This is a genomic window from Microbispora sp. NBC_01389, from assembly GCF_045040095.1.
Taxonomy (GTDB): Bacteria; Actinomycetota; Actinomycetes; order Streptosporangiales; family Streptosporangiaceae; genus Microbispora.
In genome coordinates this window covers 4,394,799-4,408,723 of the sequence record NZ_CP109552.1, presented here as the reverse complement: position 1 = coordinate 4,408,723, position 13,925 = coordinate 4,394,799, and the positions used below count along the sequence as shown (strand labels likewise).

The 13,925-nt window shown below is 72.1% G+C and carries 11 protein-coding genes; 5 read left to right on the top strand and 6 right to left on the bottom strand.

Annotation, left to right across the window (positions count from 1 at the left end):
• Positions 1-86: 86 nt before the first annotated feature.
• The gene (dnaG, locus tag OG344_RS19910) at positions 87-2,117 is read right to left on the bottom strand and encodes a DNA primase (RefSeq protein WP_405084363.1); all 2,031 of its coding nucleotides are present in this window, start codon (positions 2,115-2,117) and stop codon (positions 87-89) included.
• 84 nt (positions 2,118-2,201) lie between these two features.
• On the opposite strand from dnaG, the gene OG344_RS19905 reads away from it, so the two are divergent.
• Entirely contained in the window at positions 2,202-3,050 is an 849-nt protein-coding gene (locus tag OG344_RS19905; protein WP_405084362.1) for a M23 family metallopeptidase, read from the top strand.
• 77 nt (positions 3,051-3,127) lie between these two features.
• On the opposite strand, the gene OG344_RS19900 is transcribed toward OG344_RS19905, so the two are convergent.
• Both OG344_RS19900 and ppdK read right to left on the bottom strand, forming a co-directional pair.
• A complete protein-coding gene (locus OG344_RS19900) occupies positions 3,128-4,426 on the bottom strand; it encodes a deoxyguanosinetriphosphate triphosphohydrolase (RefSeq protein ID WP_405084361.1) in 1,299 nt (432 codons plus the stop codon).
• A 190-nt stretch (positions 4,427-4,616) separates the two neighbouring features.
• A complete protein-coding gene (gene ppdK / locus OG344_RS19895; RefSeq protein WP_405084360.1) occupies positions 4,617-7,298 on the bottom strand; it encodes a pyruvate, phosphate dikinase in 2,682 nt (893 codons plus the stop codon).
• 439 nt (positions 7,299-7,737) lie between these two features.
• On the opposite strand from ppdK, the gene OG344_RS19890 reads away from it, so the two are divergent.
• Positions 7,738-9,198, top strand: a complete 1,461-nt coding sequence (locus OG344_RS19890; protein WP_405084359.1) for an alpha/beta hydrolase — start codon at positions 7,738-7,740, stop codon at positions 9,196-9,198.
• Positions 9,199-9,279: 81 nt separating this feature from the next.
• Here OG344_RS19890 and OG344_RS19885 read toward each other — a convergent pair whose 3' ends face one another.
• Positions 9,280-10,665, bottom strand: a complete 1,386-nt coding sequence (locus OG344_RS19885) for a glycine--tRNA ligase (RefSeq protein WP_405084358.1) — start codon at positions 10,663-10,665, stop codon at positions 9,280-9,282.
• 269 nt (positions 10,666-10,934) lie between these two features.
• Positions 10,935-11,279, bottom strand: a complete 345-nt coding sequence (locus OG344_RS19880) for an antibiotic biosynthesis monooxygenase family protein (protein WP_405084357.1) — start codon at positions 11,277-11,279, stop codon at positions 10,935-10,937.
• 122 nt (positions 11,280-11,401) lie between these two features.
• Between OG344_RS19880 and OG344_RS19875 the strand changes: the two genes are divergently transcribed.
• From OG344_RS19875 to OG344_RS19865, 3 genes are all read left to right on the top strand, one after another.
• Positions 11,402-11,854, top strand: a complete 453-nt coding sequence (locus OG344_RS19875; protein WP_405084356.1) for a DUF6703 family protein — start codon at positions 11,402-11,404, stop codon at positions 11,852-11,854.
• Between the two features lie 128 nt (positions 11,855-11,982).
• The gene (locus OG344_RS19870; RefSeq protein ID WP_327044797.1) at positions 11,983-12,420 is read left to right on the top strand and encodes a Fur family transcriptional regulator; all 438 of its coding nucleotides are present in this window, start codon (positions 11,983-11,985) and stop codon (positions 12,418-12,420) included.
• Between the two features lie 75 nt (positions 12,421-12,495).
• Entirely contained in the window at positions 12,496-13,050 is a 555-nt protein-coding gene (locus OG344_RS19865) for a CGNR zinc finger domain-containing protein (RefSeq protein ID WP_405084355.1), read from the top strand.
• Positions 13,051-13,119: 69 nt separating this feature from the next.
• On the opposite strand, the gene OG344_RS19860 is transcribed toward OG344_RS19865, so the two are convergent.
• A complete protein-coding gene (locus OG344_RS19860; protein ID WP_327044795.1) occupies positions 13,120-13,914 on the bottom strand; it encodes an isoprenyl transferase in 795 nt (264 codons plus the stop codon).
• Positions 13,915-13,925 lie beyond the last annotated feature (11 nt).

Here is a 13,925-nt window from a genome sequence, read left to right as displayed (position 1 = left end):
TGTCACCCAAGGTAAGGCCAAAGTCAATACCGAATCGAGATCAAAGTATATGTTTGGCGACTGTGCGGTCTGGAAAGGGAGGTTATTCAGGCTCCGCTCGCGCGTTCCCGCAACACCCGTCGCTGCTGTTCCAGCGCCACCAGTTCGCCGAACAGCCGGTTGTACTCCTGCTGCTCGTCGACCGGGTTGAGCCGCTGCAACCGCGACTTCAGCCGCGCGACCGCCCGGGCGACCGCGGTCTCCTGGATCTTGGCCAGGACGGCCGCGCCGTACCGATCCTCGACGTTCACGTCCGCGCGCACGGCCTCGACCGCGAACCGCGTGACGAGCGACCTCAGGTCCACGCCGGGCACCGCGCCCGCGGCCCCGGGTTCCGTCTGCTCCAGGAGCCGGTCCACCCACTCGCGCCCGCCCGGGCCACCGGCGGCGGTCCCGCCGGCCGCGGCGACGACGCCGAACAACGCGGCGTGCTCGGGCAGCGTGAACGTCTCGGGCCCCAGCGCGTCGAACTCGGGGCCGAGCAGGGCGGGCCGCTGCACGGCGAGCTTGAGCGCCTCGGCCTCCAACCGTACGGCGGGGTCCGCCGGGTCGGGCCCCGCCGGGTCCGGTCGCGCGGCCGGTCCGCGGCCCCCCTGCCGCCCGGCCGCGACACGCCCGCCCGGCCCTCCCTGGGCGCGTCCCCCCGGGCCACGGCCGCTCTCCTGGGCCCGGCCGGCCGTCTGCTGCACGCGCCGGATGACGAAGCCCTCGTCCATGAAGCCGATCCAGCGGTCGAGGTCGACCGTGTACGCCTTGCGCAGCCCGGGGTCCTTGATGGAGGCCACGATGGGCGCGGCGGCGTCGAGCGCGGCCAGGCGGCCCTCGTTGGTGTCGAGGTCGTAGCGGGCGAGGACGCTGCGCACCGCGAAGGCGAACAGCGGCTCACGGCCGGCGATCAGGTCGCGCACGGCGGCGTCGCCCTGCTTGACCCGCAGGTCGCAGGGGTCGAGGCCGTCGGGCTGCACCGCGACGAAGGTCTGCGTGACGAACTTCTGCTCGTCCTGGAAGGCGCGCAGGGCGGCCTTCTGCCCGGCGGAGTCGCCGTCGAAGGTGAAGACGACCTCGCCGCGGAACTCGGCCTGGTCGAGCAGCAGGCGGCGCAGGACCTTGATGTGTTCCTCGCCGAAGGAGGTGCCGCAGGTGGCCACCGCGGTCGGCACGCCGGCCAGGTGGCAGGCCATGACGTCGGTGTATCCCTCCACGATCACGGCCTGGGACCGCCGGGCGATCTCCCGCTTGGCCAGGTCGACGCCGTACAGCACCGAGCTCTTGTGGTAGATCGGGCTCTCGGGGGTGTTCAGGTATTTGGGGCCGTCGTCGGAGTCGAGCAGCTTGCGCGCCCCGAAGCCGATGACGTCGCCGGTGATGTCGCGGATCGGCCAGACGAGGCGGCCGCGGAACCGGTCGACCGGCCCGCGCCTGCCCTCGCGGGCGAGCCCGCCCTTGATCAGCTCCTGGGACGTGAACCCGCGGCTCATCAGGTGCCGCGACAGCGCCTCCCACTCGTTCGGCGCGTAGCCGACCCCGAAATGCTCGGCGTCGGCCCGTTCGAAGCCGCGCTCGGACAGGAAGCGCCGCCCGGGGCCCGCGTCCGGGCCGGACAGCCGCTCGGCGTAGAACTCGGCGGCGGCGCGGTGCGCCTCGATCAGCCGCACCCGTTCGCCCTGCTCGCGGCCCGGCACGTAGCCGCCCTGCTCGTAGCGCAGCTGGATGCCGGCGCGCTGCGCGAGCCGCTCGACGGCCTCGGAGAACGTGAGATTGTCGATCTTGCGGATGAACGTGATGACGTCGCCGCCCTCGGCGCAGCCGAAGCAGTAGTAGTAGCCCCGGGCCGGAGTCACGTTGAAGGAGGGCGACTTCTCGTCGTGGAACGGGCACAGCCCCTTCAGGTTGCCCCCGCCCGCGTTGCGGAGCTGGATGTGCTCGCCGACGACGTCGGCGATCGGTGAGCGCTCCCGTACGAGCGCGATGTCGTCGTCACTGATCCGCCCGCTTCGCCCTGCCACGCTGGCGAGTCTAGTGCCGGCCTCCGACAGGCCGGGCGGCCGTACGGACAGGAGGGCGCACCATGCGGACATGTCACGACTTTCCGGAACCGGTCGTGATATTCGGCTTGGTCCGTTAGAAAGGAAAGGTTCGGTAACGTCGACCAGGTGGAGATCATGCGATCGGGGAGACTGGCCGCCCTCACCGGCACCGCGTTCCTCGCGGCGTCCTGCGGCGCGCCCGGGGGTGTCGCCGGTGTGAGCACGCTGCCGCCGGCGACGGCGACGGCGCCGGCGAACGGGATCACGGCCGCGACCGCTCCCGCCGACCCCGGGCAGGCCGTTCCCCCGCCGGGCGACGAGCCCGTGCGGATGCCGCCGCCGAAGGTGTCCCCCTATACGTACGCCTTCCCGGTCAAGGGATGCAGGGTGTCGTACTCTCGCAAGCTGCTCGTGCTCCCCAAGACCACCATCTGGGCGGGGAAGGGGTGCGCATTCGTCTCACCGGTCGACGGGGAGGTCGAGGAGGTCAACGTCAGGAACCAGTGGGCCCCCTCGACCGACCGCGGCGCCGACCGGGAGGGCCGGTACGTCACCGTCAAGGGCGCGGACGGCGTGCTCTACCTCGGCGGCCACCTCGACTCGGTCGTGGAGGACCTCAAGCCGGGCGCCAAGGTCAAGGCCGGGCAGCTCCTCGGCCGGGTGGGCAACTCCGGCAACGCCCGCGACACCGCGAGCAACCTCTACTTCGCCATCTCCTGGCCGACCGCGCCGCAGAACTGGTGGATTCGCCGGGGCATCGTGCCGCCGTGGCCCTTCCTCGACGCCTGGGACGACGGCAACCGCACGGTCTCCCCGCGCAAGGCCATGCTGACGCTGCGCAAGAGGCTGGGCGCGACACCGCCCTGCACCCAGCTGTGCGCCGCGACGCCGCAGCAGCAGTCCTCGCCGCCCCCGTCGGAGGAGTCCCGGCCGCCCAAGAAGAGGGACCACGACGAGGACACCCGGGTGGTCGTCCCCCTCTGAGCCCCTCGTCCGCCGGACGTACTCCGGACGTACTCCGGCCGGGCTCCGGCCGGGCTTCGGCCGGGCTTCGGCCGGGCTCAGCCGACGAGAGGGCGGGAGGCCGACAGGCGGCGGTGCCAGCCCATCGCCGACGCGTCGGTGAGCGAGGCGATCTGGTCGACCACCGCGCGCAGCCGCCCCGCGTCGTCGGCCGCCTGCTCGAACTGCGGGCGCAGGGCCGGCTCCAGCGTCGCGGGGGCGCCCCGCATGACGAGGTCGCCCAGCTCGGCGATCAGCTCGCGCTGCCGGGCCTGCACGGCGTGGTGCGACTCCCGCGACATGACGTAGCGGGCCGTCACGCCCTTGAGCAGCGCGCACTCCAGCCGGGTGGTCCTCGGCACCTCCAGGTTCGCGTCGTGGCGCCGGCCCGCCGCTCTCCCGCCGGGTTCAGGGCGGCAGCCGTACGCCTCGCGGGTGGCGTCCTGGGCCGAGCGGCACAGGCGGCCGATGAGCGTGCTGGTGAGCCGTTTGAGCGCGGCGAGGTCGGCGAGCCCGGCGTCGAAGTCGGCCGGCCACAGCGGCTCGGCGAGCAGCCGCGCGAAGATCTCGGCCAGCTCGTCCACGCCCGCGTCGGGGGCGTACCACTCCCGGGTCAGGCGGCACACCTCCAGCCGCTCCTCCGGGTCGCGCAGCTCCGTCGTCGTGACGTGGCCGCAGGCGAGGGCGTCCTCCAGGTCGTGCACCGAGTAGGCCACGTCGTCGGCCCAGTCCATGACCTGCGCCTCGAAGCGGACCGCGTAGTCGGGCGCCCCCTCGCGCACCCACCCGAAGACCGCGAGGTCGTCGGGATAGACGCAGTACGGCCCACCCTCGCCGGCGAGCGGGACGCCGGGGACGCGGCAGGCCGACCCGGCCCAGGGATACTTGCAGACCGAGTCGAGCGCGGCCCGGGTGAGGTTGAGCCCGGCGCTGCGGCCGTCCTCGGTGATGACCTTGGCCTCCAGCCGCGTCAGCAGGCGCAGGTTCTGGGCGTTGCCCTGGAACCCCCCGCACGGCGCGGCCAGCTCGTCGAGCGCGGCCTCCCCGTTGTGGCCGAAGGGGGGATGCCCGAGGTCGTGGGCGAGGCAGGCGGTCTCCACCAGGTCGGGGTCGCAGCCGAGGACCCTGCCCATCTCCCGGCCGATCTGCGCGCACTCCAGCGAGTGGGTCAGGCGCGTACGGGGACTGTGCAGGCCGCTGTAGTCGGCGGGGGCCACCACCTGCGTCTTCGCGGCGAGCCTGCGCAGCGAGGCGCTGTGGAGCACGCGTGCCCGGTCGCGCTCGAACGGGCTCCGCTCGGGGTTCCCCGGCGGCTCAGGCACCCATCGTGCCTGGTCGTGCTCGTCGTAGCGGGCCATGCGTCCTCCTTCCCCGGCGCCCTCGCCTGACCGCCGCGTCCCGGTCGTGTCCCGGCCGCGTCCGGCCCCCATCCGGCGGGAGATGGAGCGTACCCCCGAAGGTCGGGTTTCACGACAGTTCCGGTAGTACGAAGGAAGATTGCCGCTCTTGCCCCGCTTTGACAGTCTGGATGTTCTGTGGAATTTCACCTCATCGGCTGTCGGAGCCCGTGCGGGCCAGCGCGGCGCGGCCCGCCTCCAGCCGGGCCACCGGGACGCGGAACGGCGAGCAGGAGACGTAGTCGAGCCCGATTTCGTGGCAGAAGTGGACCGAGTCGGGGTCGCCGCCGTGCTCGCCGCAGATGCCGAGCTTAAGGCCGGGCCGGGCCCGCCTGCCCTCCTCGGCCGCGATCCGCATCAGCCGGCCGACGCCGTCCCGGTCGATCGACTCGAACGGCGAGACGCCGAAGACGCCGAGGTCGAGGTATCTGCCGAAGAAGGCGCTCTCCACGTCGTCGCGGGAGAACCCCCAGGTCATCTGGGTGAGGTCGTTGGTGCCGAACGAGAAGAAGTCGGCGGCCCCGGCGATCTGCCCGGACGTCAGCGCCGCCCGGGGCACCTCGATCATCGTGCCGATCGCCGCCTCCACACCCGCCTCGGCGAGGATGCCCGCCGCCTCCTCCCGTACGATCTCCAGCTCCTGCACCGCGCCGACCAGCGGGATCATGATCTCCGCCCGCGCGCCCTCGACCTGCCGCGCCGCGGCGGCGATGGCCCGCACCTGCATGGCGAACAGGCCCGGGATCGCCAGGCCGAGCCGGACGCCGCGCAGGCCCAGCATCGGGTTCTGCTCGTGCAGGCGCCGGACCGCCTCCAGCAGCCTGCGGTCGCGGTCGCCGGCCCGCTCGCCCGCCACGGCGACCCGTACGGCGAGGTCGGTGAGGTCGGGCAGGAACTCGTGCAGCGGCGGGTCGATCAGCCGGATCGTCACCGGAAGGCCGCGCATGGCCCCGAAGATGCCGGCGAAGTCGGCCGTCTGGAGGGGTTCGAGCGCGTCCAGCGCGACCTGCCGCTCCTCGCCGCCCGGCGCCAGGATCAGGTCCTCCACGAGCCGCCGCCGCTCCCCCAGGAACATGTGCTCCGTACGGCAGAGCCCGACGCCGAGCGCGCCGAAGCGGCGGGCGCGGGCCGCGTCCTCGGGGGTGTCGGCGTTCGCCCGCACCTCCAGGCGGCGTACGGCGTCGGCGCGGGTCATGACGCGGTCGACGGCCCGGACCAGTTCGTCCTCGACCGGCCCGCTTTCGACCGACCTGTCCTCGATCGGCCCGCTCTCGGCCGGCCCGCCCTCGAAGTAGCGCGCCACCGGCGAGGCCGTCACCGGCACCTCACCCAGGTAGACCGCGCCGGTGCTCCCGTCGATCGAGATCAGGTCGCCCTCGTTGACGACGACTCCGCCGGGCGCGGTGAAACGGCGGGCGTGCGGATCGACCTCCAGCTCCTCGGCCCCGCACACGCAGGTCCTGCCCATGCCGCGGGCGACCACGGCGGCGTGCGAGGTCTTGCCGCCCCGGGAGGTGAGCACGCCGTGCGCCGCGATCATCCCGGCCAGGTCGTCGGGGGTGGTCTCGCGCCGCACGAGGATGACCGCCTCGCCCCGCCCGGCCAGCTCGACGGCCCGCTCGGAGCTGAAGACGGCCCGGCCCGCGGCGGCGCCGGGCGAGGCGTTCATGCCGGTGGTCAGCCGGTGGCCGCCTCCCGTGGCGGAGAACCGGGGGAACATCAGATGGGCGAGCTGGTCTCCGGTGACCCGGGTGACCGCCTCGTCCATGTCGATCAGGCCCTCGTCGACGAGCTGGGTGGCGATGCGGAACGCGGCCTCGGCCGTGCGCTTGCCGACCCGGGTCTGCAACATCCACAGCCTGCCGCGCTCGATCGTGAACTCGATGTCGCACAGGTCGCGGTAGTGCCGCTCCAGCGTCGCCATGATGCCGAGAAGCTCGTGGTACGCCTCCGGGTTGATCGTCTCCAGCTCCTGCAGGGGAACGGTGTTTCGGATGCCGGCGACGACGTCCTCGCCCTGGGCGTCGCGCAGGTAGTCTCCGTAGACCCCCTGACGTCCCGAACCCGGGTCGCGGGTGAAGGCGACCCCGGTGCCCGAGTCGGGACCCATGTTGCCGAACACCATCGCGACGACGTTGACGGCGGTGCCGAGGCCGGCGGGGATGCGCTCCTGACGGCGGTAGAGAATCGCGCGGGGCGCGTTCCACGATTCGAAGACCGCCCGTACGGCGAGGTCCAGCTGCTCGCGGGGGTCGGCGGGGAAGTCCCGGCCGACCCGGGCGCGGACGATGCCCTTGAAGGTCTCGACCAGTCGTTGCAGGTCGGCGGTCTCCAGGCCGGTGTCGTCCCGGTCGCCCTTGAGGGCGTCCATCGCGTCCTCGAACAGCTCGCCGTCGATGCCCAGCACGGTCCTGCCGAACATCTGGATCAGCCGGCGGTAGGAGTCCCAGGCGAAGCGGTCGTTGCCCGACTGCTTGGCCAGCCCGAGGACCGAGTCGTCGTTCAGGCCGACGTTGAGGACCGTCTCCATCATGCCGGGCATCGAGAACTTCGCCCCCGACCTGACGCTGACGAGCAGCGGGTCGTCCGCCTGGCCGAGACGCTTGCCCATGCGCGCCTCCAGGGCGGCGAGGTGCTCCCCGGCCTCCTCCTCCAGCCCGCCGGGCATGGCGCCGTGCCGCAGATAGTGGCGGCACGCCTCGGTGGTGATCGTGAAACCGGGAGGCACGGGCAGGCCGATGTTGGTCATTTCCGCCAGATTGGCGCCCTTGCCGCCGAGCAGATCCTTGAGGTCCTTGTTGCCCTCGGTGAAGCCGTAAACGTACTTCGGCATCCGACGCTCCCTTCTGGACTTCCACATAAACCGGCGGCCTGCGACCAGACTGTACCGGGGAAAATCATCCTCAAGCGTCACCCTCTGCCTCATACACTGTTTACCCAGCTAGACCGGGCCACATAGGTCTATTCCAATTGATTTTCACGAGACCGCCGAAGTGGTCCATACCAATTCGCCAATCGGCTGGCCGGACCGAGCGTTCGAAACCACGGAAATGGTTCAGACCATCGGCCGGTAAGGCCGCGTACCGGTGAGTCGGCCGTACGGCGCCGTCCGCGTGCGATATAAACGAGCCACCCTCCGACCACAGTCAAGGGGAGGGTTTTCTGTGTCGCGAGCGGTGTCGCGAACGGTGCCGGCGCGCGGGATACCGGCGCGGCAGGTCTCGGCACGGCAGGCGCCGGGACGGGCGGTGCCGGCGCGGAGGCTCTGGCCGGTGACGGCGGCGGTGGTCACCGGGCTGGCCGTGCTGGCGGCGGCCACCGGTTGCGAGAGCGCGCGGGTCACCCCGGATCAGACCGTGTCGGGCACGCCGGGCCTGGCCTGGAAGCCGTGCGCGGAGACCGCGTCGTCGTCCGGCTTCGAGTGCGCGACGCTGCGGGTGCCGCTCGACTACGCCGCGCCGGACGGCAGGAAGATCGGCATCGCCCTGGTCCGGCTGCGCGCCACCGAGCCCGGCCGGCGGATCGGCTCGCTCGTCTTCAACTTCGGCGGCCCCGGCGGTTCCGGCGTCACCACGCTCACGCAGGCGGCGCACGCGTTCTCCACCCTGGGCGGCCGTTACGACCTCGTCAGCTTCGACCCGCGCGGCGTCGAGCGGAGCAGCGGCATCCGGTGCCTCAGCGGCCCGCAGATGGACTACTTCCTCGCCCACGAGCCCAGCGACGACACCCGGATGGAGAAGAGCCTCGTCAAGGAGTTCACCGACGGGTGCGAGCGCGAAGCGGGCTGGATCCTGCCGTACGTCGGCACGGTCAACGCGGCGCGCGACATGGAGGCGCTGCGGGCGGCGCTCGGCGACTCCCGTCTCAACTACCTCGGGTTCTCCTACGGCACCCACCTCGGCGCGGTCTACGCCACCCAGTTCCCCGGGAAGGTGGGCCGGATGGTGCTCGACTCGGCCGTCGATCCGTCGGTCACCCTGCTCGACACGGCCAAGACCCAGTCCCTGGGCTTCCAGAAGGCCTACGACGACTACGTGGCCGACTGCGCCAAGACGCGGACGAGCTGCCCGCTCGGCGCCGACCCCGCCGCCGTGCAGGCCGGCGTGCTGAAGCTGCTCGACTCCCTGAACCGCCGGCCGCAGAAGCAGGGCGACCGCGAGATCACCGAGAATGTCGCCAGGGCCGGCATCACGCAGGCCCTCTACAGCAAGCTCACCTGGCCGCTGCTCACCGAGGCGCTGAAGGAGGGTGAGAAGGGCGACTACAGCGGCCTGCTCGCGCTGGCCGACCAGTACGCCGGGCGGCGCCCCGACGGCAGTTACACGACCCTGCAGTTCTCGCTGCCCGCGATCCTGTGCGCCGACACCACCGACCGGCCGTCGGTCGAGGAGGCCGAGAAGCTGGCCCGGAGGCTCAGGGCGCGGACGCCGGTCTTCGCGCCGACCGCGGCCAGCGCCGGGTCCTGCAGCGTGTGGCCGGTGCCGGGAGACGACGGCGCCCGGCGGATCGACGCGAGCGGCTCGGCGCCCATCCTGGTGGTCGGCGTGACCAACGACCCCGCCACGCCGTACCAGTGGGCGCCGCGGCTCGCCGGCCAGCTCCGCACCGGGGTGCTGCTGACCCTGGCCGGCGAGGGCCACGGCGCGTACGGCCAGAGCCAGTGCATAGACGACCGCGTCAACGCCTACCTGCTGGAGGGACGGGTGCCCGCGAAGGACACGCGCTGCGCCTGATCCCCCGCGTAGCCCTCTCGGCCGTCGACGCGGGAAGGCCCCGCCCGGAGGATGTCCCGGGCGGGGCCTTCGGCGCGCCGATCAATCGTTCAGGTGCTGGCGCAGGTAGGGCTCGACCTGGTCGAGCGCGACCCGCTGCTGGGCCATCGTGTCGCGCTCGCGGATCGTCACAGCCTGGTCCTCCAGGGTGTCGAAGTCGACCGTGATCGCGAACGGCGTGCCGATCTCGTCCTGACGGCGGTAGCGGCGGCCGATCGCGCCCGCGTCGTCGAAGTCCACGTTCCACCGGCGGCGCAGCTGCGCGGCCAGGTCGCGGGCCTTCGGCGACAGGTCGGCGTTGCGCGAGAGCGGCAGCACCGCGACCTTGACCGGGGCCAGGCGGTGGTCGAGGCGCATCACGGTCCGCTCCTCCATCACGCCCTTGGCGTTGGGCGCCTCGTCGACCGTGTAGGCGTCGAGGAGGAAGGTCAGCGTCGCGCGGTCCACCCCGGCCGCCGGCTCGATGACGTACGGCACGTACCGATCGCCCGACTCCTGCTCGAAGAACGACAGGTCGGTGCCCGACGCCTTCCCGTGCGCGGTGAGGTCGAAGTCGGTGCGGTTGGCGATGCCCTCCAGCTCACCCCACTCGCCGCCGGCGAAGTTGAAGCGATACTCGATGTCCACCGTCCGCTTGGAGTAGTGGGACAGCTTCTCCTTCGGGTGCTCGTAGAGCCGCAGGTTGTCCTTGTTGATGCCGAGGTCGACGTACCAGCGCAGGCGCTCGTCGATCCAGTACTGGTGCCACTCCTCGTCGGTGCCGGGCTTGACGAAGAACTCCATCTCCATCTGCTCGAACTCGCGGGTGCGGAAGATGAAGTTGCCCGGGGTGATCTCGTTGCGGAACGACTTGCCGACCTGGCCGATGCCGAACGGGATCTTCCTGCGGGCCGACTGCTGCACGTTCAGGTAGTTGATGAAGATGCCCTGGGCGGTCTCCGGCCGCAGGTACGCCAGGCCCGACTCGTCCTCGACCGGGCCGAGGAACGTCTTCAGCAGGCCGCTGAACTGCCTGGGGTGGGTGAAGGCGCCCTTGTTGCCGCAGTTGGGGCAGGTCACGTCGGCCAGGCCGCCCGCGGGCTCGCCGCCGTGCTTGGCCTCGTACGCCTCGAGCAGATGGTCGGCGCGGTACCGCTTGTGGCACGACTGGCACTCGGTGAGCGGATCGGTGAACGTCTCGACGTGACCGCTGGCCTGCCAGACCTCGCGGGCGAGGATGACGCAGGAGTCGAGGCCGACGACGTCGTCGCGGCCCTGCACCACGGCCTTCCACCACTCGCGCTTGACGTTGTTCTTCAGCTCGACACCCAGGGGTCCGTAGTCCCAGGACGCCCGCAGGCCTCCGTAGATCTCGCTCGACGGGAAGACGAGCCCGCGGCGCTTGGCGAGGCTGACGATCGTTTCCAGGACGTCGGTGCGACGTGCCATCAGTGGAACTCCATCCGGCTGGGTGTCGGCGTTGAGATCGGGTCGGTTCAGATCAAGGGCAGATCGAGGGCAGATCGAGGTCAGCGGTGCGCCGGCCGTGCCCGAAGCGGGCGGGCCGGGCCGATCGCCTGCCTGCGGCGGCGGTGACGTCTGGCCACCTGCCCGGATCCGTGCCCAAGCTTAGGGGAATCCGGCGGCCCCGCGCTCACGCCTTGCCCGTGGTCCCCCTGCTCGCGCTCACGCCTTGCCCATGGTCCCCTTGCCCGCGCTCACGCCTTGCCCGTGGTCCCCTTGCCCGTGGTCCCCGCGTTCACGCCGGCGCCCGGAGGCGCGTACACGTCCTCGAAGGCCCCCGGCTCGTTGATCATGAGGGTCATCAGCGGATACATCTCCATCCGCGCCGCCGACAGGGCACGCCGGTAGTGGCCCGCCCCCTCCCACTCGCTGACCAGCGCCCACAGGGCGGGCTCGTCCACCGCCCGGCCGAGCCGTCCGCGCAGGTAGCCCGGCTGGGCGGCCAGCAGGTCCAGGATGGCGCGGGCCTGGGTGGCGAACTCCTCGGTGCGGGCGCCCGGCACCGAGTAGCGGATCACGGCGAGCATGCCGCCCAGCATGCCACCCTCTCCGGAACGGCCCGCCGCGAGGGGCGGGCGAAGCGTACGGAGGGCCGGCCACAGAGGCACGGAGGGCCGGGCACAGGGGCACGGGGGGCGGGGACGGCGTTAGGCTCTCAGGCGTGGGAAGCGAAACGGAACCGCCGCGCCGCCAGGTCCCCGCGCATCCCCTGGCGCGCAGGCCCGCCGGGGAGACGCAGGGGCGGGGAGCAGGGGCGGGAGGAGCGCAGGGGCGGTCGCCGCGCCCGGTGCGTCCGCTGCCCACCGGCGAGCACTTCTTCACGCCGGGCGCCACCGGGGCGCGCCGGACGGTCGAGACGAAGAGCGCGCCGCTGCTGGTCTTCCTGTTCCAGGTGCCCCGCTGGCTGGCCCCGGTGGTCCTGGTGGCGCTGCTCATCGCCGGCCTGGTCGTGCCGGACTGGCGCGGCGGCGTGGCCGTGCTCCCCGTGCTGGCGTTCATCGCCTGGCTGGCCTACCTGTCGTGGCCGTCGCTGCGGCCGGTGGGCCGGTTGCTCCGCGTGGCGGTCGGGACGTTCCTGGTCCTCCTCGTCGCGACCCGCTTCGGGCTCTTCTGACGCGGACCGTCCGGGGGTCTTCGCACCCGCCACCGGTTGGACGGCACCGCTCGACCTGCCGGACACGACCTAATCTGTACTTCTTAGGGCGCAAGTGCGTAGGGCGCCGCCGTACCCGGGAGTCCTTCATGACCAAGAGCCGCGACGCCGTTCACGAGATCCTCCGCCAGAGCGGCGGGTTCCGCAGCGCGCAGGACGTGTTCGCCGAGATGCGCGCGGACGGCTCGAAGATCGGCCTCACGACCGTCTACCGGGCGCTCCAGTCGCTGTCGGACGCGGGCCGGGTCGACGTGCTGCGCACCGACGAGGGCGAGTCGGTCTACCGGGCCTGCCAGAGCGACACGCACCACCACCACCTCGTGTGCCGGGCGTGCGGGCGCACGGTCGAGGTGGCCGGGCCGGACGTGGAGCGGTGGGCGGAGGTCGTCGGGGCCGAGCACGGCTTCATCGACGTCACCCACACCGTCGAGGTCTTCGGCACCTGCTCCTCGTGCGCCGCGTCACGCGGTGAGACCCCTTCGGCGACGCCCCCCGGCCCGGTGGGAAAGGCCGCCGGAAAGGGCTGACCCCCCTCGCGCGGGCCTCGCGGGGGGTACGCTTCCCTGCGCCGCGCCAAGCCCGCCGCGACAGAAGGAGATGGCGTGCCGTTCAGCCATGACATGGTCCACTCGCTGGCGACGGTGGTGGACCTCGTCAACACCGGCGCCGGTGAGCGCGACGGACTGGCCGAGGTCGCCGACCTGACGGAGTTCGTCGGCAGGCGGGAGGTCAGCGGGGTGCGGACGCTGACCCGGCGGGACCTCGCCGAGGTGCGGGCCCTGCGCGAGGCGTTCCACGCCGTGTTCACCGCGCCCGACCAGACGACGGCGGTCAGGGTGCTCAACACGCTGCTGGGCGGCACCCGCATCACGCCGAGCCTCACCGAGCACGACGGCCACCCGCTCCACGTCCACTACTTCGCGCCCGACGCGTCGTTGGCCGAGCACCTGGCCGCCGACTGCGGTGTCGCGCTCGCCCACGTGCTCGTGGAGAACGAGCGGGAGCGCCTGCGCACGTGCGCCGCGCCCGACTGCTCGCACGTCTTCGTGGACGAGTCGCGGAACCGTTCCCGGGTCTACTGCGACAGCCGCACCTGCGGCAACCGCATGCACGTGGCCGCCTACCGGGCCCGCGCCCGCCGCCGCGACGCCTCCTGACGCCCCGTGACGCCCCGTGACGCCCCGTGACGCCTCCCGTACGGCTTCGGCCCGTGCCGGCGGGTCCCGCTACCGCGGCGCGTGGGCGGCGGGGACGACCTCGTTCGGGAGCGCGCCGCCGTACCTGCGGTCGCGCTTGGCGTAGATCTCGCACGCCTGCCACAGGTCACGGCGGTCGAAGTCGGGCCACAACTGGTTGAGGAACACCATCTCGGCGTAGGCGGACTGCCAGAGCAGGAAGTTGGAGGTGCGCTGCTCGCCCGAGGACCGCAGGAACAGGTCGACGTCCGGGATCTCCGGCTCGTCGAGGTAGCGCGCGAAGACCTTCTCCGAGACCTTGCCGGGCTTGACCCGGCCGTCGGCGATGTCGCGGGCGAGCCGCACGGCCGCGTCCACGATCTCCGCGCGGCCGCCGTAGTTCACGCAGAACTGCAGGGTCAGCGTGCTGTTGCCGACCGTTTTGCGCTCGGCGTCCTCCAGTTCCTTGATCACACTTTGCCAGAGCCGGCCGGGACGCCCGGCCCAGCGGACCCGTACGCCCATCGCGTCGAGCTCGTCGCGCCTGCGCCGGATGACGTCGCGGTTGAAGCCCATGAGGAAGCGCACCTCGTCGGGTGAGCGCTTCCAGTTCTCGGTCGAGAAGGCGTACGCGGAGAGGTAGGGAATGCCGATCTCGATGGCGCCCTCGATGACGTCGAACAGCGACGCCTCGCCCATCTTGTGTCCTTCGGTCCTCGGCAGCCCGCGGGCCTTGGCCCAGCGGCCGTTGCCGTCCATGACGATCGCCACGTGACGCGGCAGCAGGTCGCGCGGAATGTCGGGCGGGGTGACCCCGGACGGGTGGGGAGTGGGAGGACGAACCATGCATCGAGCGT

What these genes read in the sequence shown, in the direction of transcription:
- OG344_RS19870 (WP_327044797.1), top strand. Translation starts at nt 11,983, where the DNA reads ATGACCAAGAGCCGCGACGCCGTTCACGAGATCCTCCGCCAGAGCGGC.
- OG344_RS19905 (WP_405084362.1), top strand. Translation starts at nt 2,202, where the DNA reads ATGCGATCGGGGAGACTGGCCGCCCTCACCGGCACCGCGTTCCTCGCG.
- OG344_RS19900 (WP_405084361.1), bottom strand. Translation starts at nt 4,426, where the DNA reads ATGGCCCGCTACGACGAGCACGACCAGGCACGATGGGTGCCTGAGCCG.
- dnaG (WP_405084363.1), bottom strand. Translation starts at nt 2,117, where the DNA reads ATGTCCGCATGGTGCGCCCTCCTGTCCGTACGGCCGCCCGGCCTGTCG.
- OG344_RS19885 (WP_405084358.1), bottom strand. Translation starts at nt 10,665, where the DNA reads ATGGCACGTCGCACCGACGTCCTGGAAACGATCGTCAGCCTCGCCAAG.
- OG344_RS19880 (WP_405084357.1), bottom strand. Translation starts at nt 11,279, where the DNA reads ATGCTGGGCGGCATGCTCGCCGTGATCCGCTACTCGGTGCCGGGCGCC.
- OG344_RS19860 (WP_327044795.1), bottom strand. Translation starts at nt 13,914, where the DNA reads ATGGTTCGTCCTCCCACTCCCCACCCGTCCGGGGTCACCCCGCCCGAC.
- ppdK (WP_405084360.1), bottom strand. Translation starts at nt 7,298, where the DNA reads ATGCCGAAGTACGTTTACGGCTTCACCGAGGGCAACAAGGACCTCAAG.